A 22109-nucleotide genomic window follows, 5' to 3' on the forward strand; every position below is an offset into this window, starting at 1 on the left:
GATTCAGGCCAGGGTATGCACGCTCAACCTGAAAACGGAAGCAGTGGCCATTGCCACCGCTTCCGATACCGATACCGATACCGATCAAGCCAGAACGGGCTCTACCTGGTCGCGGTTTCCGGTTTCAGCGCCAAGCAGCACGTGCAGCGTATTGAGGAACAAGTCATGACTCAGAATGCCGGTGCATATCGTCGACAGCACGACTTTTCCATTCTCGTCTTTGATGACGACTTTCTCGGTCCAATTGCTCAGGTCAATCGTGCGCAAGGTTGACATGGGTACCTTGCTTCCCTGTACTTCAAGAAAATCTCTGGTGACGGTAATCGGCGAGGTCTTGATGTTCAGGAAGTTGCCAGACACACGCTTGCTCCAGACTTGCCCGGAGCTTATGTAGTTGAAGGTCACCGCACGCCCCGACTCGAGCGTGTCCATCACTTCAGGAAAACGAGCCCGTACGTGCAACTCACGCACCAACTGTTCAAAGTCATGAAAGCCTTTCAAGGTTTCAATGACCCGATGAAAAGGCTCGCTTGCATTACGACGGTAGGCGACGTTGGTGATCATGCCGGTCATCACGGTCTGGCCGGAACCAAAGAGGTAGAGGTCCTCGATATCGGCAAACGCAGTGTACTCCCGCTCGCCCTTGATCAAACGAGCGATGCCGTGCTCAAACACTTCGTAAACCGGCTCACGCAGTTTTTTATGCCATACGTAAATGGCAAACGTGCAAAGCCCGAAAATAGCCAACCCTGCGCTCGTTAAATTGATCAGCATCTGCGGGCTTGAGAAATTGAGTGTCATACCACGGCTGACGGTGGTTACCGGACCATTGTTGCCAGGCGGCAGGATCGTGCCCAGATACAACACGAATGCAGCCAACCCCAGCAATACGACACCGAAAACCAGGCTAAATACCAAAAACCCTTTGCCATGGCGAAAGGTAGCGATCAATTCGCCAGTTTCTGGAGACTGAGAGGATTGCTGCATAATTCTGCTTCCCTGTATGGAGTTTGAAGAGCAAAGCTGCCCAGGCAACCTGCCACATACGTGGCGCTCATGAGAGTTTCAAATGGACCTGAACATTGCCTCAGCAATATCTGTCGGCGGTTGGAACATGGCTAAACGATATCGTTCACCAACCGGTGTTGGTTTTTTAATTCAGAAGGGTTTTCGTGGACCATGGTTTCTCGTACTTTCGAGTCAAAACCGCTCTCGCCGCCGGAGGCACTGGCTTGAGCGCCTGAGCAAGTGGTTTAATACCTTACTAGCCAGCCCCGCCAAAGCTATCCAACCTTGGCGCGAGTTACGGATATTGAGCTAACTGCCAGTGAGACCCTGTTTAAGAAAGATAAGGAGAATAAGCATTAACGACCTGAAAGAAAGATATCTGAGCTTCTATGAAGCCGACACCTCCTCTGCCGAGGATATAAGAGGGGTAGAAAATTCCCTGAGCGTGCGTTTGCCTGACGACTTTAAAGAAATCGCAACCTTTTATACAGGTGGTTTTTTGGGGGGTATCAGTCATCACGCGATGTTTAGCGCGACTAATCCATTGAACATTGTCACCGAGACGTTGCGCCTCAGGAAGTCGATCAATCTGAGCATGGAATACATTGTGTTGGCCGAGCCTGCTGAAAGCCTCATCGTCATGAATGTCTCCAAATCTCCAGCGGTGATATGGTGCGATGCCAATGACACTGAGCATTTGGGCACAGGCGAACTTTCAACACCTCCCGACTGCTGGGAAAACTATGCCAGCTTTTTTTCCTATCTGCTGGAACGGGAAGCGTCCGAAGATTATTAATCTCCAGACAAGATCAACCGGGAGACAAAATGTCTATTTTAGCTATCGTTATTGACGAACCTACTGTCAGGCCCGCCACGCTCATCAAACTTCATAAATTCTTGATGCTACCATTACAGAAGGTTAATAGCCTTTGCGGTGGTGGTCATCCTGTTCTGGAAATTGAGCTCTTTGACGGTGACCTCCAAGAGACTTCAACATTCGTCCGCGGTGTATTGAAAATAATTTCCGAAGAGAAAATCTCGGTAAAATTCTATGAGATCCCTTACGGGGAAAGGTATGCAGACAACAGAAACCTGGAAAAACGCGAGGTGACGGCAGACCTGGTCAATAGTATTCTAGCCGCCGCAGATGAAGAATTTGAGCGACAGCAAAACAGCCAATCCTGACCTGAGGATAAGACAATGATAGACTTCACACTGTTTAGCGTGCCCCTTTTATATAGCAGAAACAAAAACCTGCAATACAAAGAAAATACAATCCAGATGTCGACTGCCCTTTTAAAGTTTCTGCATGATGAGGGGGTAATAAGCACGCCTCCTTTCACAGAAAATGGCGACCTTAAAATGGATTTTTTAGTTCGTAAATCCGACGTCACTGAAGAAGGCGTCGAGCTCTTTAAAAACGTCATCCCTAAATGGTGGCAAAAAATAGACCGTGGACTTGATCGCTCAGATGTTAGTTTTCTCAAGCGAGAGCTGGATAAACTAAGAGCCTCAGAGAGCCGCTAAAAACTCTTTATGGATTTTCAAATCTGATTGAATACAGCCTTAATTGAGGTGTCCCCATATGCCAAAAGAGTTTTCCATTTTTACAGACACCGCAACCCTTTCAATATTTGATCTTGGCGCTATCAAGCATAGAGTCTCAGATGCTCCTGACTGGTGGAGCATTTTGGAGGATGAGATTCTTGAGATCAACAAAGGTAATATCGCTTTTCTGGGTTTAGGCGATGACGGTGGCTACACCATTAAAATAATGGACAGCATTGAAAATGCAGCAGACACATTGAACCTGCACTTCCCGTCGGGCAAAGTTTTTATCGGGGCTGGAGAGGACACGTCTGGAGGAGATCTTGAACCTGATGGTTCTGACGTTATCCAAGGAGAAACGTTAGACTTCGCCCCAGGCCACTACAGCATGGGCTTCGCCAGGGCGGGCAATACCATAGAACTCTGTTTCACCCTGACATCAGAAAAACACAATGCTATAAAAGAGCCTATACGGCTATAAACTGTGAAAGTGCAAGATCTGATACAAAGCGTCACCGCTCACTCAACCTGACAACCCATGCATTCAGCAATGTACCAGCGGAGTACTTATGTCTTCAGACCAGGATTTTGTTCAGGCGATCTATGACGACCTGTTCAAATACAACTTTAACCAATACCAAGTGGCTTTGAACAGCCCGCCGGATAACGGCACGGATCTCTATGCAAGGGCAAGAAACGCTCTGTCTTCACTGAATGACGCGCAAAGATCCGACGTTATAAACTTTTTGAAAGTCGTGATATCTGATAGTGCCAGCGTTATTTTAGGGACACTGGACGGCGTACATTTCCCCGACAACCTGGAGGGAGATTTTCTACTTTCTTGCGATGGCAAAGAAATCCAGGGTGATCTGATGGATGCTTTCATTGGAAAAGCACAAGACGATGGCGTTTATGAATAACATCCCGGTCCAGTGACTCGCCAGGAATACCGAATGCGATCCCGAGAACTCGTCACTCGGGCTTTCAGTCTGGCGATCCCTCTGCGATGATAAACGGAACTACAATCTGGAAGTGGGTAAGCATATGGTCACTTTTGTTTTTTTCGCAGTCGCTCTGGCTGGTTTGGCTTATCTGGCTGTCGTGATGTTCCGGGTCGTCAACGCGGATACCAAAGGCGGCATCTCAAATGTACTCACCGCGGGTACGTTATTTAAAATGTCGCTTTCATTCATGGTCTTGTGTCTGGCGTCGGGCGCTATTTATTTGGGCGGAAGCGCCAGCGGCATCAGCGGGGGCGGAGGCAACGCGGACAATCGATCAATGCTTGATACAGCCTCACAGATCAGTGAATTTTGTTTGTATGCAAGTCTGGCACTCGCTGTCATCGCACTGATCAGCTATGCCCTTAAGAAGAATGTTCTATAGGTACGTAGGTCCATGGGGTCGCCGCAAGCAAGTCAATCCCTGCGTCTCCCGTCACTCCTGTTAAATATAAATCGATTGCAAGCGCTTCAGCATTCGAACTGGATACATGCACCTGTACCCGCCCCCGATACTAAAAGACCGACAAAAAATGAGGGAGTCACCATGAGAAAAAAGCTGGCGTGTATTTCAATGGTTCTGATCTCTGTATTTCTCCCGGCAGCAGCCCAGGCCGAGACGAATGACAAGTGGGTCGCTGCGTGGCTGGGTGCAGTTCAAGGGCCTTATCCGACGGGCAATCCCTCTGCGCAGCCGGACCTGAGTCTCGCCTTCCCCGTACCTGAGCAAGGTGCGCAGGATCAGACATTCCGCTTGATGGTGCGACCGGACATCTGGGGGACGCACATGCGGGTACGTCTGTCCAACGTGCTGGGCACCCGCCCCGTCACCTTTGATGGTGTTTACGCCGGACTACAGCAAGGCAGTTCCGCCGTATTGAAGGGCACTAATCAGCCGGTTTCTTTCGCTGGGAAGCCGAGCGTTGATATTCCCGCCGGATCATCGGCCTGGAGTGACCCCATCGCATTGCCATTTGTGAAGCCTGATGACGTCCCACTACTCAATGGGCGCAGGCTTGCAGTGAGTTTTCATATCAAGGGCCAGAGCGGGCCGATGACATGGCACGCCAAAGCGCTCAATACCTCTTATGTCAGCGAGCCGGGAGCAGGTTCTGTCGGCCAATCCGAAAGCGAAACAGCTTTCCCGTTCAGTACGACTTCTACCTACTTCCTGGATGCCGTTGACATGATGGCGCCAGCCGATACCAAGGTCGTTGTTGCCTTTGGAGACTCCATCACTGACGGCACAGGTACAACGCTGAACGGCGATGACCGGTGGTCAGACGTCCTTTCGAGAAAACTTCACGCTGTTCATGGCGACAAGGTATCGGTTGTCAATGCGGGTATTGGCGGCAATCAGGTTATTGGCCCGGCCAGCTACTCTGCGCAGACGCCCTTCTCAGGCGGCCCCTCTGCGCAAATGCGCGTCGAAAGAGACGTGATAGGTGTGTCCGGCGTTACCAGCGTTATCTGGATGGAGGGCATCAATGACTTCAGCAAAAATGGCAATGCCTCCGCCGAAGCTGTGAAGGCAGGAATGAAGGATTTTGTGGGCCGAATCAAGTCGCAGCTTCCAGATGTCAGAGTTATTGGAGGCACGCTCACTACAGCCCTCGGCAGTACCAGCGCGGCACACGGTCACGCGGAACAAAACGCCAAGCGGCAAGAGTTAAATCAGTTCATCCGCACGTCGGGTTTGTTTGATGCTGTCGCGGACTTCGATGCAGCGACGCTCGACCCCGAGACGGGTGGCATGAAAAAGGAATACGTGGCGGACAGCACAGTGGGCGGGACCGGCGACAAATTGCATCCTAATAGAGCCGGGTATCAAGCGATGGCTGAAAAAGTAGATATTTCGCAGTTATTCAAGCCTGAGGCGAATTGAGTCTTCAACTTTCGGCGACACGCCCCCATGCATGCAAACTGCTGGATTGAAATGCATTGTCTGTAGGAGCTGCCGAAGGCTGCGATGCATTTCTCCCGAGACACCGCCATCGCAGCCTTCGGCAGTTCCTACAGCCCCTATGTTTGCCGCGAGACAGCGTGGTATCAGGGACACTGGGGCGACTCTCATCTTCCTGGCACCGGAGCCAAAAGCGAAAGTGTCCACCTGTTCAAGTGGACGCCCTCACCTTTTGAGCAGTCTTTCTTGCGCAGGGACCACGAAGCTTATCGTCTCAGCGGTGATCGAACTCGATCAGAACCTTGCCGATATGCTTTGCAGCCGCAAAGTAGGCATACGCTTCGGGCGCTTCGTCGAACTTGAACGTCTTGGCGACTACGGTTTGAATGCCGTTCACTTCGATGGCGCGCAGAAGATCTTCGAACATTTTCCTGTTGCCGTTGGCGATGCCCCGGATTGTCACGTTTTTCAGGATGAGCGAGACATAGTCAGGTATTGGCGACTGCTGTCCAGGGCTTACACCTATCACGGCAATACGCCCGTTCACCGCCGCTGCCGCGATGGATTGGCCCAACGTGTCCTGACCGCCCGTCTCGATGATAATGTCGGCACCTGCGTTCCCGGTAAGCTGCATCAATTGTGCTGCCCAGTCAGTATGAGTGCGGTAATTGATGGTGATGTCCGCTCCGAGCTGGCGAACAAACTCCAGCTTCTCATCGCTTGAAGAGGTCATCGCCACGCGCGCGCCCAGGACCTTGGCGATTTTCAATGCTGCCAACGCCACTCCGCCCGTGCCCAGGCAAAGAACCAGTTCGCCCGGCTTGACCTTGAATACCTCAACCAACGCGTTCCATGCGGTCAGCCCGGCGGACGCGAGTGCGGCGACGTCTTTGTCCATCAACGCTTCCGGGACATGGATCAACGCAGCTGCCGGAAGCACAACTTGTTCAGCAAGCCAGCCGTCATGGCTGACACCGACATCATGGCTGAAAACGTCAGCGCGAAACTGCCCTTCCAGCCAGTTGGGAAAATGACCGCAGATGACTCGGTCACCTGGTTTGAATTCTTCAACGCCTTCGCCAACGGCAATGACTTCTCCCACGCCTTCGGACACAGGGATACGATCAGGCGCCTGCATGGGGCCGTACACACCCCGCAGAATCTGGACGTCTCGACTGATGAGGCTCACAAGGCGGGGAGCGATGACAACCTCGCCTGCCCCGGCCGACAATTCCGGGCGGGTAGTCGCGGTCAGCGAGTCCAGACCATTCTGAGCACCTATCTGAAAAGCTTTCATTGGGTAATTTCCTGTTTCGTGAATAAGAACGTGTAAATGTGTCGATTGCAGCTGACAAGATCACGGCCGTGAAGCCGCCATGAGCGTGATGCCCTGATTGGCTGCCTCGCTTGAAGCCATACCCTTACCATCACTTGATTAATCAACTGAGTCAGAGGCTGTCTGCAACGTCGAGGCGATGAGGTCGCGTAGCCATATATGAGCAGGATCACGGTGCAGTCGTTCGGGCCACAACATGAGCATTTCAAAACCCGGAATGGCGAGTGGCGGCGCCTGGACGTGAAGTGCCGGGTCATCTCGCACCAGCCTTTCAGGCACCACTGCAACCAGGTCGCTGTGCATCAATGCCGAGACGAGCGAGTTGAAAGTGGACACTGACAATACAACGCGTCGTTCCAGACCTTTAGCGGCCAGTGCCTGGTCAGTACTCCCGACGAACCCGGCGCCATTGGGTGACATAACGGCATGTTCGAGCCCGCAGAATGCTTTGAGCGATAGCCTGGTTGCCAAAGCAGGATGATCGCGCCGTCCTGCCAGCACATAGCGTTCCTGAAACAAAGACCGCTGACGCAGCTTTGGCGGCGCGTCATCGCGCGTGTGCAGCGCCAGATCGATCTGGCCGTTCTCCATATCATTGGCAAGGGTGGCGGGATTTTTGTTCAACAGTGCCAGGCGTGTATTAGGGGCAAGGCGCCTGAGCAGTGCCAACGACGGCCAGACTAAAGCAGTCGCGGTGTAATCACTGGCAGCGACCTTCCACGTCTGACTAGACAGTGCTGGCTCAAAAGTGGCACCAGGATTCAGCGCGCCTTCCAAAGCTATCAGCGCTTCACGCAGTGGCCCGCGCAATTCACGGGCACGCTCGGTAGGCGACATCCCTCGGGGACCGGGCAGCAACAATGGGTCGTCGAGGATTTCCCGCAGTCGACCCAGTTGCAGGCTGACGGTCGGTTGAGCGAGATTGAGCAATCGCGCTGCGCGTGTGACGTTTTGTTCAGACAACAGCGCATCCAGCGTGACCAGCAAATTAAGATCCAGACGACGCAAGGTATTGTGCATGTAAATACCATATGTTTCGGAAATTCATTTCTATCATACCGGGTTCGTCAGTACTGTGAGGCCACCATCCATTCGGAGTTCCTCATGAAGCTACTGCTGATCTACGCCCATCCTGAACCTCGTTCCCTCAATGGGTCGCTCAGGGATTTCGCGATCACTCACCTGGAAACCGAAGGTCACGAGGTCAAGGTCTCGGATCTGTACGCGATGAGTTGGAAAGCGCCTCTTGATACGGACGATGCCCCGGGCTATGACGACGAAAGACCTTTCAACCCGGCAATAGAATCGCAGCGCGTATTCGCCGCGGGCACCCAACCGCTAGATATTGAGGAAGAGCAGGCCAAACTGCTGTGGGCGGACGCTGTGATCTTTCAATTCCCGTTGTGGTGGTTCTCGATGCCCGCGATCCTTAAAGGCTGGGTCGAACGCGTCTACGCCTACGGGTTTGCCTACGGTGTCGGCGAACACAGCGAAAGCCACTGGGGCGATCGTTATGGCGAAGGCAGCATGGCTGGAAAGCGGGCGATGCTGGTGGTCACCATGGGCGGGTGGGAATCCCACTACAGTGGTCGAGGGGTCAACGGTGCACTGGATGATCTGCTCTTCCCTATTCAGCATGGGGTGCTTTTCTATCCAGGGTTCACTGTCATGCCGCCCTTCCCGATCTATAAGACCGGCAAAATGGACGCCGCTCGGTTCGAACAGCTATGCACAGCCTATGCTGCCCGGCTGGATAACCTGTTCGTTGATCAACCTTTGCCATTTCGTCGCCAGAACGCCGGGGACTATGAAATTCCAGCGTTGACCCTCAAGCCACATATTGCACCCGGCCGTCAGGATTTAGGCATCCATATTGATGAAGACAAGACGGCCGAAGGCTAGAATTTTTCCGACGTTGAGCGTTGTTTATCAAGCCGGGTAAGCGGTTTTAGCACCGCTGGTAATCGGCAGTAGAGTAAGCCCTGTAAGCGCGGGCTTTCTCTCAACGGCCGATTACACCCAGGTGGGTGAAAGTGAAACCTTGTGGCGACTTCAGACCGTAGCCAAGCATTCGGTCGAAGCCCGAATGTGCGAGCCAGAGAGCACCTACCGCAGCGAGATCAGGGATCGACCCTATCAAACCGGCCGCGAGCAAAGCAGCGCCAGTCGCATACAAATGAAGGGAGTTATAGCAATAAGCCCCCACTCTGGGCCCCAACGCATAGCCCAGAATACTCAAGTCGGGCGTGAAAAAAATTGCCAGCAACTCCCACCATGAGAAGTCATGCCCAGTGCGCCAAAAAAGCAGAATGCAGGTGGCAAACAGGAGCCCCCCTTCTACACGTTGCCACAGAACAGTGTGCGATGCCGATGGCGCTAAATGGGACATGAAAGCTCTCCAGGATTGAGCATTCAATTTTGTACGATACATCTGCAAAACGTAATCGTATAAGATCGCATACACACTATACAAAAATGGATAGACCTGTGATTCAGCACGAGCCAAGCTGGGAATGGTATCGGACCTTTCTTGCCGTACTGGAGACCGGTTCATTATCGGCAGCGGGGCGTAACCTGGGCATCAGTCAACCTACAGCGGGCCGTCACATCGACGGCCTTGAATCTGCTCTGGGCCTGAAACTTTTTACTCGCTCATCAGATGGATTCAGTCCCACCAGTGCCGCCTATGAAATCGCGCCTTATGCGCTCAACCTGGCGGCAATGTCGGCGGCTTTGTTGCGCAAGGCAAGTGAAGGCAGCACCGATATCCGTGGGACGGTGCGTCTGACAGTCAGCGAAGTGATCGGCGTTGAAGTCTTACCACCAGTTTTGTCGGCATTGCGTCACCAGCACCCTGATCTGGCTGTAGAGATGATGCTCTCTAACCAGGTTGATGACCTGCTGCGTCGGGACGCAGACATCGCGGTTCGGATGCACAGGCCCACTCAGAATGCGCTAATCGCAAGGCATGTCGGTGGCATAGAGGTCGGGCTATATGCTCATCGCAGTTATCTGGCTATTCACGGGAGCCCCAGTTCACTCGAAGAGCTGAGTAACCATACGCTCATTGGCTTCGACCGAGAGAACGCCTTTATTCGTGGATTCCTGAAACAGTTCCCGGTATATGCGCGCGCGGGCTTGGCGTTTCGTGCCGACAGTGAACTTGCGCAATTGGCAGTCATGCGAGCCGGTTTCGGCATTGGCGTGTGCCAATCGACAATTGCAGCCCGCGACTCAACGTTGATGCGGGTGCTTGCGTCAGCCTTTTCGGTGCATATGGACACGTGGGTCGCGATGCATGAAGACCTCCGTAACAGCGCTCGCTGCCAGGTTGTATTCAATGCCATAGCGGAAGCGTTACGCGAGCATTCGCAGAACAGCCAGATATTTCGCTGATGCTTACACATAGGGTCACGCGGTCAGGGCTCTGAATGAGCTTACTCAGCCACCGCCAATTTAGAAGGAGTATCGAATGGATTTACGAACGTTGCTATTAAGCGGCGACTATCAGTTCGAATGCGATCCGCCAGCTGCGGAATCTTCCATCGAAGCTCTGATCGCCGCAACTCCCGTCCCTCTGCCGTGTGAGTATTTAGAGTTGCTCCGTCTGAGCGACGGCGGCGAAGCAGATATGTCGGGATATCCACGCTACGTCCGTATTTGGTCGGCGTTGAAGGCGATCGAGAACAATCGTGATTACGAGGTCGCAAAGTGGTTGCCGGGATTTATTGGATTTGGAGACAACGGTGGCCCGGATATGATCGGGTTCGATACACGCTCAGGACCACCCTTCCCAGTATGCTCAGTCATGTTCGTCCCGATGGAGTGGGAAAGTGCCATGGGCACCGTACCGAATTTCGATATATTTATTCGGCAGTTGCTAAAGCATGGCGACATCAACGACTAGCTTTTAGCGTTTCAAACATCGCCTCGGCCGCCAGGGTATGGACTTTGCGGGTCGGGTGCCATTCATCCCAATAGTAATGGGTATCTGGACTTTCACACACAGGCTTGACGTCCGGATACGTCGGCTGGCAAGGGGTGTCCAGATCCTTGAAACCTGCAACATCGGGTGCTGCGCGAAGCTTGTTGCTGAAGGCCAGGTGATCAAAATAGATGATATTAACGTTTCTGGCTTTCGCTGTTTTTGCCAACACGGCTGGCAGCTTCTGCTCGAGTACTCTTTGATATCGTGCTGCATGGTTGACTTGATTACCTTGCACCACAGCCGGCACATGACTCAAATCCGTACTTCCCACAACCATTACGTGCTTCGCGCCTGCTGTAACCAATGTCTCGGTAGCGTTCTGTATGTTAGCCACGCTTTTCTGGCTGAGCACATCAATCGACTCGGGGTGCGAAAAGTCGGCCCATTCGAAAAAGTCGTTAGCTGAAACGAAAATGAAATAGAGCGCATTCGGATCAGCTTTGTGTGTAGGGGTTGCTTTCAGGTGATCGTTGATTTGCCCGAAAACTCCGGTATTACGAAACGGCTCCATCCAGGCGTAGTAGTTTCCGTTACCGCTTTTGGCTCCGCCAATCGCGTAGTCAGTCAAGGGCACGTTCAAGGTATGGGCCAGACTCTCGACGGCAGTGGGACCATTGCTCCACCGCCCCTCCCAATACAAAGAGCCAGGCAGCTCTTGCGCATCTTTGACCTTCTGCATGGACAGTGTTCGAGTGAAGTTCTGACCCGCGCCATTGTCAGAGTAGCTGTCACCGAATGCATAGAGGTGGTCGAAGGTAGGAGCGCCAAAGGCAGTTGATACAGTCAGTGCCAATAGAGCGGCCAAGCAAACGCGTCGATTCATTGAAAGTCTCCCGGATCTAACCTGAGACTACCAAATGGAACGCGTTGTCTGACGATAATTACGACCTGTTTTTACCTGACACCGTAGAGATTGACCTGTTGGCGACCCATAGCCAAATCCACCGAGCGGTGGAATTTTATCGTGCACCGGGTTCATTAGGTATATACGCCCCGGCTTCTCCGCGCACCGAACGATTCGTGCCGTATTCAGGTCTGCTTGTCATTGGGAGCTTGAATGGATGGCAGTTAGATCATGGTGCTGAAAATAACAAGTATCGTCATGGCGCTATTCGCTGTCGCCATTTTGTACATGGGCGGCGCTTTGGTTGCGGCTGGAGGGAGTCCTGCCTATGCCTTGATCGGGCTCGGCGTGCTGATCACTGCAGTGTTGTTATTTCTAAAGAAAAAATCAGCACTCACGCTCTATGCACTACTGATGTGGGCGATTCTGATCTGGATCATCTACGAAGTGGGGTTCGACAAATGGCAGTGGATTCCACGTGGCGATCTGTTCGCGTTGTTGGGGTTCTGGCTGGCGTTGCCATGGGTCGTACGCCGCTTGTACATAGCGCAGACGCCAGCAGAGTCACGAAGCTTTCACCCCTTCCTTGGCGGCACGGTGGCAGTAATGATCGTGATCGTTGTCGGCATCATGTTCTACGACCCCTACCCTGTTCAGGGCAAAATCACTAACCCGGTTTCTGCAAAGGCAGCCAGTGGCGCGGCAGAGGATTGGGTTGCCTACGGGGGCACCAACGACGGTCAGCGATTCTCTGCACTGGATCAAATCGACGCGGGGAATGTTAAAAAACTCACGGTCGCCTGGGAGTACCACACCGGCGACCTGCGTGATCCTGAGAAGGACGCCAGCGAATACACCTTCGAAGCCACTCCGTTAAAAGTAAACAATCGGGTTTATGTCTGCACTGCGCACAATGAGGTGCACGCGTTAAACCCCGAGACGGGAACACTGGAGTGGAAGTACGAGCCTCAGAAGGACCGCTCATACCTGCAGCAACATCAGACATGCCGAGGTGTCAGCTATTACGCTGCGGCGTCCTCCAGCACTCGAAACCGCGACGTATCAGCGAATGGTGCCTCGGCGCCCTGCGACAAGCGCATCATTACCGCGACAGCGGATGCGAGACTGGTCGCACTGGACGCCGATACAGGCAAGGCTTGTAGCGACTTCGGCAATAACGGCGTGGTCAACCTGAGCGACAACATGGGCGAAATTCGCCCCCACGCTCTCATGCAAACCGCTGCTCCGCTGGTGGCCGGTGACCTGATCATCGTCGGTGGTTCGGTGATGGACAATGGCTACAACGCCGGTAATCCGTCCGGGGTGATCAGGGCGTATGACGTCCTCAGCGGCAAACTGGTCTGGAATTTCGATCCTGCCACGCCTGAATCCACTCAGCCCATTGCTGCTAACCAGGACTACCCACAAGACACGCCTGTGGCATGGGGCACGCTGAGTGCCGACTTGCAGAACGGTCTGGTGTACATCCCCTTTGGTAATGCCTCTCCCGATGAACTTGGCATTCGACGCGACCCCGCGAGCAATACCGAAAAATTTCGCGACGCCTTGGTCGCTCTGGATCTGAAAACTGGCGCGTTCAAATGGAAATTCCAGACTTCTCATAACGACTTGTGGGATCGCGATAACCCGTCGCAACCATCGCTGGTTGATCTCGGCAAGGACGGCAATAAGCAGCCCGCAGTGGTGCTGCCAACGAAGGTAGGTAATATTTTCGTGCTCAACCGATTGACCGGTGAGCCGATCATTCCTGTCGACCAGGTCAAGGCGTCGGCTGAAGGCGGTGTGGCCGGTGAGCGTTTCGCGACCAGTCAGCCAGTCTCCAGGCTCAACTTCATTCCTGAGCCCCTGAACGAAAAATCCATGTGGGGCCTGACACCGTTTGATCAGATGTCCTGTCGTACCAGCTTCAAGAAGCTTCGGTACGATGGCAACCCATGGACGCCGAGCACCGAATCCGGGACTCTGGTGTTTCCGGGAAACATCGGCGTCTTTAACTGGGGCTCGGTGGCGATTGACCCGCAACGGCAGATCCTGATTGGCGCCCCCGTGCGACTGGCCTACAAATACACACTGATCAAACGAACACCGGAGACCGAAGAGAAGCGGCTGTTTACCGCAGAAGGCAAGCCCTATTGGAATGAAAACTTCAAGGGCGACTACGCGATCAGGATTCAGCAGTTTGCCTCTGATCTGGGTATCCCCTGCATCGCTCCATCTTGGGGCCGCATGGTTGGGGTTGATCTGAACACCGGTAAAACGGAGTGGATGCGCCGCATCGGCACGACCAAAAACCTGAATACCAGTTTCCTGCCAGGACGCTTTCCGATCGGTTTCCCAATGGGCATGGTGGCGCACGGTGGGCCACTGATCACGGCAGGAGGATTGGCATTCCACGGCGCAACCGCAGATGGCTTCATCCGCGCCTACGACATCAATACCGGGGAAATCCTTTGGCAGACCGAATTGCCAGCGGGCGGCCAGGCGACTCCATCGACCTATATGGGAAGTGATGGCAAACAATATGTGGTCATTGCTGCTGGCGGTCACGGCTCCCTCGGTACGACAATGGGCGACAGCGTGATTGCTTTCAAGTTGAACTGATTACCAGACGCTGGGCAGGCCTGCACGATTGCTACCTGTGGGCATCGTATAGACCTCTGCCTTGAAGGGTTTCGACAGACCTCACATGCCCATGGGGAGAGCTTTGGCTGTCACAGCTTGATTGTCTTGAGTGACATGCCTTTATTTTGAGCTAGTGAAGTTGGTTTTTATTAACTGCCAAACTATGCATTACAAGGTTCAGGTATTTCTCATCTTCTTCTGAGAAAATCTCCTCACCTTCCAGCCTATAAGCTTTGCACAGATAATCGACACCTCCAGGTTTGCCCAGTTCATGAAGTGACTGCCCTAAGCGCATCATGATGAAAGGGTTGAATGCACCTTCAGGCCCATTCATCGCGTCATGGAGGGCCTCAATGGCATGCTCATAGTCCTTCATGCCAAAAAGCGCGTCAGCGATGCCAGCTTTCAGCCAAGTGTAGGCTTCCCAAGTGTCGCAAGGAGCGGGCAATAAACTAAGTGCTTCTTCGAAAATATTCAATGCACTTGGGTATTCACCATCATCCATAAACGAGTTTCCCAACTCGCTCATTTCAGAAATTTTCTCGTACAGTTCGTCATCAAGTTCCAGCATGTTTTATACCTTTATATTCTCAAGATAGTAGTTCAGGTACTTTTTATCGAACCCCTGAAAAGCTCTTTTCTTACCCAGCTTGAAAGCTTTGTCAAAATATTCAATCGCAAGCTCTTTTTCGCCAAGTTCATAACATATTTTTGCAAAATTTATAAAACTGCTGGTTTCTCGTGGTGGTTTGGTTTCCATTGCAATAGCGGCCCATGGCTTGGCTTCCGTGTAGTTTCCCACATCGAAAAACAAGCCCGAGATACAGGCAGAAATCCAATTGGCAAGATCCCATTTCGTAGCTGGGGCAGGTAGTAAACCCCACGCTTCATTATATTTTTCAAGTGCCTTGGCAAGATTGTTCTGAATTTCCAATCTATTACCAGACTCTACCAGGTCTACAATTTTCTGGGAAAGCTCACTGTTTGAAATTTCCAGGTCTTCCATAAAGTCCTCAGTCACTAATTTTTCGTGTGTTTTGCCATGGCAGGACACTGTCTGAACTTGCCTCGCCTTCTTGAACCTCGACAAGGTTAGCTGCCTCACGTTGCGACAACGCGATCAACATCTGGCTGTCACGATGCTCAGCCTGCCAAAGGTCATAATTCATCTGCAACCCCAACCTGGAACGCACAGTACTCAAGCCGGACAGCCAGGTCTGGACTGATCGGCGACCGACCATTTATCGCTTGAGGTACTGCCTGGCCACTACATTGCAGCCAAAAGAACCAGAGATCAAGCCGCCACTCTTAAGTAACGGAACAGGAAGGTAGTGGGTAATATCTATTTGCCATTAACCCCGACTAACCGGAGAGAATTATCCGCCTCACCGAAGAATGGAGTATTTGCGGCCGTGCAAGGTGGAAAATTTCTAACCTTTGAACCTTTAAGTACTCAGACAGCAACGTGGCAACCCTATATCTTCATTGGTTTACAACAGTAAATGCATCTGGCCAGCTAAGCTCTTTATGAATATACCTCTTAATCATTGAACGATTTGAAGAAATCATACTATTCCAGTTTAAATACCAACATTTGTATGCATCCCAAGAGTAACCGACATAATAGGTGCTACGCATAGTGCTCATTGACTTTTTAACCGCCTCCAAATAAACATCCTCGATCGACGTACCTTTAATTTCTAAAATACTCCCCAAGTACACTAACCACTTTGCCATCTGATGATACTGTTCCCACGCGCCACTGACCGCTGTCAGTTCTATCTTTGTTTTAATAATCGTGCCAATGCACGAGACAACACCTTGATGATTAATGCTGACCCCTACAGCGGAGAAAGAAGATACAATCTCATAAAAAGAATTCTCAGCCTGAAGGAATTCAGGAGTGTAAATTTTGCCTGCGCTGAGAATCTCGCGAATATTACTAACGGAAGACTGAGCGCACTTCGTTGCTGCGGGCATATGGACGCTGAGCTTATGGAAAAAATCGTGGACCTCAAGGCCATCAAGGACGCGGATGCCATAGCAGTGATGGTAGTAATCTTTTACATACTGGCTTACCCGACTGCGGGATACCAAGAAAATATTGGACCCGATCACATGGCTTTTGGAGAATCCTTTGTACTCATTAATGATCGCCTTGAGATTGGTATCCCCCAAGGAATAACCAAGGATCACAACTGTATTTTCATGTAGAACAGTACTTAGCTTACGAGAGAAGTATGACTCACCATTAATAAATCTAAAATAATCTTCAGAAGTTACCACCATATTAAGTGGACTGTTTACCGAGCCGTGAACATGATACACCTTGACTCTGGCATCCGAGCGCGGGATGGGTAGCCCCGGAGTCAACGACTGCCAACCTTCAGGACCCGATAGTTGCTCCACAAGGGTATCGTAGTTAGTAGTTATAACTTCAACTGAGTTTGCCTGCAAAAAAGTTGAGATCACTTCATTATCCCCTACCAAGGACAACTTGCGGATCTGTTTTGAAACTTCCGAATGTATATCCTTGTCCACCTGAGACAATTCTAAAGCAATTACTTGAGCCGCCTCCTCCAAACTTAGTGGGTTTGCACCTTCTGTTGGAAATAGAGCTTTTTTCAACGCTGCAGGATTTGAGGTTTCATTGCAAACAACTTCCAGCAACTCCTGCCAACTAGGAGCATTGTTACTAGTGACCGCTTTAGAAAAGCCTGTACCAGTAAATAAACACAGTCTTTTAGATGCAGCTGCATATGCGATCTCAAAAAATTCACTCACCTAAAACCTCTCCCTAGTCGTAAATGCGAGGTTTCGATCTTAGCAACCTGCAATTCCTTTTTGCCATCAAAATCTGTGTTGAACGGGATGTCGTTTCTGTGGATATGTTTGGGGTTGACCAAAGATAACCTTTGAGGTTAACCCCTCATCACTCTTACCCCACAGAGCGAGGCAACACCATGCACGCCACAGCTCCCCCAGCAGTCCCTGCAGCTTGAGCCGCATTTTAGCTCGGCACCGGTGACGCGATCACTTCACACGTGATCGCACAATATTCGAGACGCACGTACTGCCAAGGTGAGGGCCGATGGAGAAATATCGCTCTTATCCTACATCTACAACGTTGCACGCGAATGGGGGGTGATTGCGGTCGATAACCCCGTTACCGGTGTACGCAAGAATAAAGAGAAGCCTCGGGACTTCTACGCGACGGATGAGATATAGAACGCTGTCTACGCACAAGCAGCATCAGAGCTCGTGATGCCATGGATCTGGCCTATCTGACCGGACAGCGGCCATCAGATGTACTTTCTATGCGTGCAACCGACCTCTGGCCTATTGAGCGCTAAAACGTCGCGCCGACGACTAGTGTTGAGATCATCCGAAGCACAGAGGAAGGGCTAAGGGTCGATAAGGGTCGCTGGGGCTGATCACCCTCATGGGCAAAGGACAAACGTCCGGACCCGTTTAACGCGCGAATCGAAACGGTGATGACCGGGAAGTTTTCCGAGGAGTTGTGGCCGCATGGACGAGCGCTAGCGTCTGTGAACGGATCGTTTGAGTGGGTCGCGGTCGCGGATCCGAAGCGGAAACAGCCGTACCTCATTCGGTTGAAAAGCCAGGCGCCGATGTTTTTTGCGGCTCTGGCACAGGTTCGACCAGAGGTGGAGCCCTATGAGAGTGATGGGTCTGTGATTATCACTGGACCGAGTTATTCAGGGATGGTGGATATTCATGATCGACGGCCGTTGGTGCTATCGTCAGATCATGCTAAAGAATGGATAAATTCTTGTACGACGAAAGCGCGGGCTGACGCCATCACACTAACTTCCTATATTCCCACCGCCCTAATTGAATGGTTTAAGGTAAACCGGACCTTGTGTAATATTCGAAATAAAGATGCTACCATCATCATGCCAGCGACGTAAACTCCCGGATGACGCTAGTGAGCATTACCGAAAAAAACAAAAACGGTCAGAATTGTGGAGGAAAACCATGATAATCACGCAACTGTCGCTCTAGCTTGGGCTCACGACTGTCAAGCTTTATATTTTCCAAAAGATTATAACGCCTTACAAGCCACGAAAAGTTGAGATAGGTAGGGTGTTTATCATCAGCGATACCATAAAACGCAATCCATTTTAGTATAGGGCCATTTAGGTGAGCCTTCAAAATCTCAGCATAACCCATCTCATCGCTAGTCATAGGCTCACCATTCAGAAAATCCACAAAATCTTGAGCCGAATTTTGATGATTATTGACGAAATTGAATTTCATGACTTGATGAAGGATTCTGAAATACGTTGTGCAACGTGAAAAATCCTCCAAATCAATTGTTGAAAAATTATCTGCCTGAAGCCATTTTTTGTACACCGCGCGCTCAACATGATGAATCAAGGGTGCTTTTTTCAGTTCATTAACCTCCTGAATATCCTCAAGCATCTTGTTATGCTGACTCAACAAAGAGAAGTAGGTACTTTCAAACTGCTGTTTAACTTGCGTTTTTATTTGCGCATCCAATAAAACCTGTGCCTTCTCTTGGGAATCTGCAGACCTTTTAAGCTCCTTTCGTGTAAGCTCTAACTCTTTCCCCTGCAACACTATAGTGAGCAATAACGCTATTAATCCAAAAAAACTGAGTAACGGATTAAGGAAACCACCAATAAAGTCGCCAAAAGTCCCCCAATCAGCACTCGACTCACTAAAACCTGCACTACCGAAGTTATAAAAATAGGCACCAAAAGCACACACGACTGCCGCCATAGCAACGGACACTATCACTGCAAGAATCTTTACTACCTTGTCGACACTTGGTCCATCTGATTTTAAGCTAGCATCATCCTTATCCATCACAACCACGCCACACATAAAAAAGCTATAATATATGTACGGCAATATTTTGACTAGCTACTATTCTTAAGTAAAAAATTAATCATTTCAGTCCCAGCCCACTCATTTAACGCCTTCAAACGTGATTGTCTTACCTCCAACTCATTCTCCACCCGAACCTCAGCAGCCTCCTTAATCGCCCCAAACCCACCCGCATTCTGTGGCAGAATCCCCATCAACTGCGGCGGTATCCTCAGGCTGGCCACCTCACTGACGGGGAACAGTTGCAACCCGTCCTTCTTCCCATTAGGAAAGCACACAAACAAGTTTCTAAAATTCCCCGGCCCTTTCGCATTTTTTAGCGCACCGCGTAACGTATCTATATCCGCCTCACTCTGCGCTGGGTCAGTCAGATACAGAATGTAAACAGCATGACTACCATTCTCGTAGTACTTGCGAAGGAACAATGTTTAAGCCTCTTTAAGCAGCGCCGACTGCAGAGCACAGATCCACTCCGGCATACCATAAATCGCCTGATGCAGATCAGCTTCGCGCATATGAAAAATGGTGCCCGGTTCCAACTCATGCACCTGGTTCCAGAGTTGTGCCATGAAATAAAGGCCATAACGCCCCACCCTCATGTATTTAGCCAGCGGTGGCAACAGCGCACGCGCCTTACCAAGCACCGACCGACGGACCTCAAGATAGACGTTACCCAAGCACAGATAGTCCAACGCAAACTGTTCGAAAGCGGCTCGGGACAGCAGCGGATGCGGGATAAACGACTTGCTCAGCATGTTGCGCTTGAACATCAACCCGGAATGCAGATGCACGCTGGAACGGATCGAGCGAGCCAAACCGTCGAGGCCCAGCGGTGGTTCGTACCAGCGGCCGTTAAACCAGCACTCCAGGTAATCGAACATCTCCTGCCCGGCCAGTACCGGCGTGGGTTCGCCAAAGCTAAATACTTCAACGCCTGCAGGCTGGGCGTTTTGAATGGCGGTGCTCATCAATAAATCTCCATGCGTCCGGTATTGGCAGTGGTCTGCCCTTCCAACGGTTCGTTGTGCAATGCGTGAAACAGCGCCCACGCCAGATCTGCGTGACCTGTTTGGTCGTTGCGCCCTGCTGTGTAGGTGAATTGCCGGCCGCCTGCAGTGACGGTCTTACGGATGGCCATCAGCGACTGAGCCATGTCAGTCCAGCCAGCGTCGAACTCCAGTCGGCCGTTATGAATGACGTTGTAGGCCTTGAGCACCAGACGTGTCTTGACCTCGGGGGAGTAGCTAAAGGTGGTGACGTTAGGGAAGAACTAGCGTACCAGCTGCGCCACTCCGCTGCCCAACCCGGTCACGTCGATACCGATGTAGGTAACCCAATAGCGATCACAGACGGCTTTGATGGCAGCGGCCTGAGCGGCGAAATCCATCCCTCGGAATTGGTGCCGCTTCAGGACGCGAAACTTGCCACCAGGCACTGCGGGCTGCGCAACCACTACCAACCCGGAACAGTCGCCAGTCGCGGCAGGGTCATACACGATGAGCCTGAGCCTAGAGGGCAAGCTGCCTGAGGATACGGTGCTGGAGTTAGCCGATGAGAGCGGCGGTGATTACACGGGGGGATTGCGTATTACCGAAATGACAAAAGCGGACAAGAGAAGGCGGTGATGGCTGGGGATCAAAGCATGCCCAGGCGGTTGGTGCATCTGTACAGTTGCATGAAAAGCGCAAAGAGAACAGTTGGTCGGGAGCATGTGGGCCACTGAAAAGGATTAGTGCACAGGCTCGTTTGATGCCAAAATAGCATCATTCAATTTGAAGGGACTCATAATGTTACCCATCGTAGAGCTTGTAGCTTTTATTATTCTTCCGAGCATTGTTAGTGTCATCTTAGTATTTGCTGGATACTTTGCTAGAAATCGTCTTGCAACTAGGAGTAACCCGAAAGCAAAAAAAATTGCAGTATTCGATATAGATCCTGAAAGAGGGCTCGCAGAGCAGGGGCTGCTGTGGTTAAGCATCACAACGCCGTTCACATATTTTTTGGCATTCGGCCACTATATCTGGGCTGATTACAACATTCAGATGAGCGCAGAGGGCTTTCAGACCTTTATAAAAATATCAAGTCTACCGCTGGCGCTACTATCGCTTATTGTCCCGCTTTCCTTACTAGTGATGAGGATTCACTCAACAACACAAACAGCCACTCAAATTGCAGTAACAAAGTATAAAAATAATTTAGATACATATTACGCACAAAGAAAAGCAATGTTCGAATACTTCGCTACCATCCAAGATATTAAATACGAAGGCAATTTAACAGGCAGTTTCAAACTACATCCTCGTCTGCATCTGAAATTCTTTAGAAATACCCCACCAGAACAAGGGATACCCGCAGTAAACCCACACCAAATAAAAAAAATGCTCACCCTACTTCAAAGAGCACGTAAAAACCTGCATCTTGCGACAGACATAAGTACTGAGAACAGCGAAAGACTTACATACTATATGAACGCATGCACTAATATCTACAAACTTGCAAACCTGATGGCGCTGGAAGCTATACATACAGAACTAAAAACCAAAAGTCTCGCCTTCGCATTGATCGATGAAGACTTCGTTGGGCCAGTACGAGATTATAAATACCTCCATACACTTGGCACATCAACCAGTGAAATAATTGGCGCCTTTAGATATTGCAGGTCATATGCAAGACTGATTTGTGAGTTTTGCGGCCAAAGCACCAGGTCATTTGAACAGCTTAAATACAACCATATCGACAGAGGCGTTGAGTTCAATACAACAAATTTCTATGATTTAAACCGAGTGATCGCACCACATGCGTTCACACCATATAGAGCCATACTAAAAACCATTTATCTTGACCAGTAAAAAAGGGTTTGATGATGCAATACACTTCTCGACAAAACCTGAACCACCAAACGACCTGGCGAAAACTTATTAAAAAACAATATTATTAAACGACAACGATTCATACTTTAAAGA

Annotated in this window: 21 protein-coding genes and 4 pseudogenes; 14 read left to right on the forward strand and 11 right to left on the reverse strand. The window is 50.9% G+C overall.

Annotation, left to right across the window (positions count from 1 at the left end; genetic code table 11):
• Window positions 1–84 precede the first annotated feature (84 nt).
• Complete coding sequence (locus K3169_RS19745; RefSeq protein ID WP_099271110.1) at window positions 85–987, reverse strand: hypothetical protein; 903 nt, start codon at window positions 985–987, stop codon at window positions 85–87.
• Between the two features lie 340 nt (window positions 988–1327).
• Between K3169_RS19745 and K3169_RS19750 the strand changes: the two genes are divergently transcribed.
• The 7 genes from K3169_RS19750 (at window position 1328) to K3169_RS19780 (ending at window position 5442) form a co-directional block, all read left to right on the forward strand.
• Window positions 1328–1804, forward strand: a complete 477-nt coding sequence (locus K3169_RS19750) for an SMI1/KNR4 family protein (RefSeq protein ID WP_263267589.1) — start codon at window positions 1328–1330, stop codon at window positions 1802–1804.
• 29 nt (window positions 1805–1833) lie between these two features.
• On the forward strand, window positions 1834–2193 hold the full coding sequence (locus tag K3169_RS19755; protein WP_263267590.1) for a hypothetical protein: 360 nt from the start codon (window positions 1834–1836) through the stop codon (window positions 2191–2193).
• A 15-nt stretch (window positions 2194–2208) separates the two neighbouring features.
• Entirely contained in the window at window positions 2209–2535 is a 327-nt protein-coding gene (locus K3169_RS19760; RefSeq protein WP_027899192.1) for a hypothetical protein, read from the forward strand.
• Window positions 2536–2593: 58 nt separating this feature from the next.
• Window positions 2594–3037: a DUF6386 family protein gene (locus K3169_RS19765; protein ID WP_263267593.1), complete on the forward strand. Its 444-nt coding sequence runs from the start codon at window positions 2594–2596 to the stop codon at window positions 3035–3037.
• A gap of 88 nt (window positions 3038–3125) precedes the next feature.
• Entirely contained in the window at window positions 3126–3476 is a 351-nt protein-coding gene (locus K3169_RS19770; RefSeq protein WP_263267595.1) for a hypothetical protein, read from the forward strand.
• Window positions 3477–3600: 124 nt separating this feature from the next.
• Window positions 3601–3942, forward strand: coding sequence for a hypothetical protein (locus K3169_RS19775; protein WP_263267597.1), 342 nt, complete (start codon window positions 3601–3603; stop codon window positions 3940–3942).
• 162 nt (window positions 3943–4104) lie between these two features.
• Window positions 4105–5442, forward strand: coding sequence for a GDSL-type esterase/lipase family protein (locus K3169_RS19780; RefSeq protein WP_263267599.1), 1338 nt, complete (start codon window positions 4105–4107; stop codon window positions 5440–5442).
• Window positions 5443–5734: 292 nt separating this feature from the next.
• Here K3169_RS19780 and K3169_RS19785 read toward each other — a convergent pair whose 3' ends face one another.
• Window positions 5735–6757 carry a zinc-dependent alcohol dehydrogenase family protein gene (locus tag K3169_RS19785; protein WP_263267601.1) on the reverse strand — a complete coding sequence of 341 codons (1023 nt, stop codon included), beginning with the start codon at window positions 6755–6757 and terminating at the stop codon, window positions 5735–5737.
• A gap of 138 nt (window positions 6758–6895) precedes the next feature.
• The gene (locus K3169_RS19790) at window positions 6896–7816 is read right to left on the reverse strand and encodes a LysR family transcriptional regulator (RefSeq protein ID WP_263267602.1); all 921 of its coding nucleotides are present in this window, start codon (window positions 7814–7816) and stop codon (window positions 6896–6898) included.
• An 84-nt stretch (window positions 7817–7900) separates the two neighbouring features.
• On the opposite strand from K3169_RS19790, the gene K3169_RS19795 reads away from it, so the two are divergent.
• A complete protein-coding gene (locus K3169_RS19795; RefSeq protein WP_263267604.1) occupies window positions 7901–8698 on the forward strand; it encodes an NAD(P)H-dependent oxidoreductase in 798 nt (265 codons plus the stop codon).
• Window positions 8699–8798: 100 nt separating this feature from the next.
• On the opposite strand, the gene K3169_RS19800 is transcribed toward K3169_RS19795, so the two are convergent.
• Entirely contained in the window at window positions 8799–9185 is a 387-nt protein-coding gene (locus tag K3169_RS19800; protein WP_099271119.1) for a DUF4260 domain-containing protein, read from the reverse strand.
• 29 nt (window positions 9186–9214) lie between these two features.
• Here K3169_RS19800 and K3169_RS19805 point away from each other — a divergent pair, with 29 nt between their 5' ends.
• Both K3169_RS19805 and K3169_RS19810 read left to right on the forward strand, forming a co-directional pair.
• Window positions 9215–10192, forward strand: a complete 978-nt coding sequence (locus K3169_RS19805) for a LysR family transcriptional regulator (protein WP_317633740.1) — start codon at window positions 9215–9217, stop codon at window positions 10190–10192.
• A gap of 76 nt (window positions 10193–10268) precedes the next feature.
• Window positions 10269–10703 carry an SMI1/KNR4 family protein gene (locus K3169_RS19810; protein WP_099271121.1) on the forward strand — a complete coding sequence of 145 codons (435 nt, stop codon included), beginning with the start codon at window positions 10269–10271 and terminating at the stop codon, window positions 10701–10703.
• Here K3169_RS19810 and K3169_RS19815 read toward each other — a convergent pair.
• A complete protein-coding gene (locus K3169_RS19815) occupies window positions 10693–11607 on the reverse strand; it encodes an SGNH/GDSL hydrolase family protein (RefSeq protein ID WP_231675776.1) in 915 nt (304 codons plus the stop codon). The two genes, K3169_RS19810 and K3169_RS19815, sit on opposite strands and share 11 nt — an antisense overlap.
• A 252-nt stretch (window positions 11608–11859) precedes the next feature.
• Here K3169_RS19815 and K3169_RS19820 point away from each other — a divergent pair, with 252 nt between their 5' ends.
• Complete coding sequence (locus K3169_RS19820) at window positions 11860–14250, forward strand: membrane-bound PQQ-dependent dehydrogenase, glucose/quinate/shikimate family (protein WP_263267607.1); 2391 nt, start codon at window positions 11860–11862, stop codon at window positions 14248–14250.
• Between the two features lie 151 nt (window positions 14251–14401).
• Here K3169_RS19820 and K3169_RS19825 read toward each other — a convergent pair whose 3' ends face one another.
• The 3 genes from K3169_RS19825 to K3169_RS19835 form a co-directional block, all read right to left on the reverse strand.
• Window positions 14402–14842, reverse strand: coding sequence for a tetratricopeptide repeat protein (locus K3169_RS19825; protein WP_099271124.1), 441 nt, complete (start codon window positions 14840–14842; stop codon window positions 14402–14404).
• 3 nt (window positions 14843–14845) lie between these two features.
• Window positions 14846–15277 carry a tetratricopeptide repeat protein gene (locus tag K3169_RS19830; protein ID WP_263267609.1) on the reverse strand — a complete coding sequence of 144 codons (432 nt, stop codon included), beginning with the start codon at window positions 15275–15277 and terminating at the stop codon, window positions 14846–14848.
• Between the two features lie 476 nt (window positions 15278–15753).
• On the reverse strand, window positions 15754–17055 hold the full coding sequence (locus tag K3169_RS19835) for an SIR2 family NAD-dependent protein deacylase (RefSeq protein ID WP_263267611.1): 1302 nt from the start codon (window positions 17053–17055) through the stop codon (window positions 15754–15756).
• Window positions 17056–17265: 210 nt separating this feature from the next.
• Between K3169_RS19835 and K3169_RS19840 the strand changes: the two are divergent.
• A pseudogene (locus tag K3169_RS19840) lies at window positions 17266–17606 on the forward strand (integrase); the annotation flags it as partial.
• Window positions 17607–17720: 114 nt separating this feature from the next.
• Window positions 17721–18203 (forward strand): annotated as a pseudogene (locus K3169_RS19845) (SOS response-associated peptidase family protein); the annotation flags it as partial.
• 46 nt (window positions 18204–18249) lie between these two features.
• Here the strand turns inward: K3169_RS19845 and K3169_RS19850 are convergent.
• The 3 genes and pseudogenes from K3169_RS19850 to K3169_RS19860 all read right to left on the reverse strand — a co-directional run.
• Window positions 18250–19125 (reverse strand): putative phage abortive infection protein, encoded by an 876-nt coding sequence (locus K3169_RS19850; protein WP_263267612.1) that lies wholly within the window; start codon window positions 19123–19125, stop codon window positions 18250–18252.
• Window positions 19126–19178: 53 nt separating this feature from the next.
• Window positions 19179–20114, reverse strand: a pseudogene (locus tag K3169_RS19855) (phage portal protein).
• A pseudogene (locus tag K3169_RS19860) lies at window positions 20114–20638 on the reverse strand (terminase); the annotation flags it as partial. The pseudogenes K3169_RS19855 and K3169_RS19860, both read right to left, overlap by 1 nt.
• A gap of 295 nt (window positions 20639–20933) precedes the next feature.
• On the opposite strand from K3169_RS19860, the gene K3169_RS19870 reads away from it, so the two are divergent.
• Window positions 20934–21995 carry a hypothetical protein gene (locus K3169_RS19870; protein WP_263267614.1) on the forward strand — a complete coding sequence of 354 codons (1062 nt, stop codon included), beginning with the start codon at window positions 20934–20936 and terminating at the stop codon, window positions 21993–21995.
• Window positions 21996–22109: the final 114 nt, after the last annotated feature.

The organism is Pseudomonas phytophila (genome assembly GCF_025643095.1).
Classification (GTDB): domain Bacteria; phylum Pseudomonadota; class Gammaproteobacteria; order Pseudomonadales; family Pseudomonadaceae; genus Aquipseudomonas; species Aquipseudomonas quasicaspiana.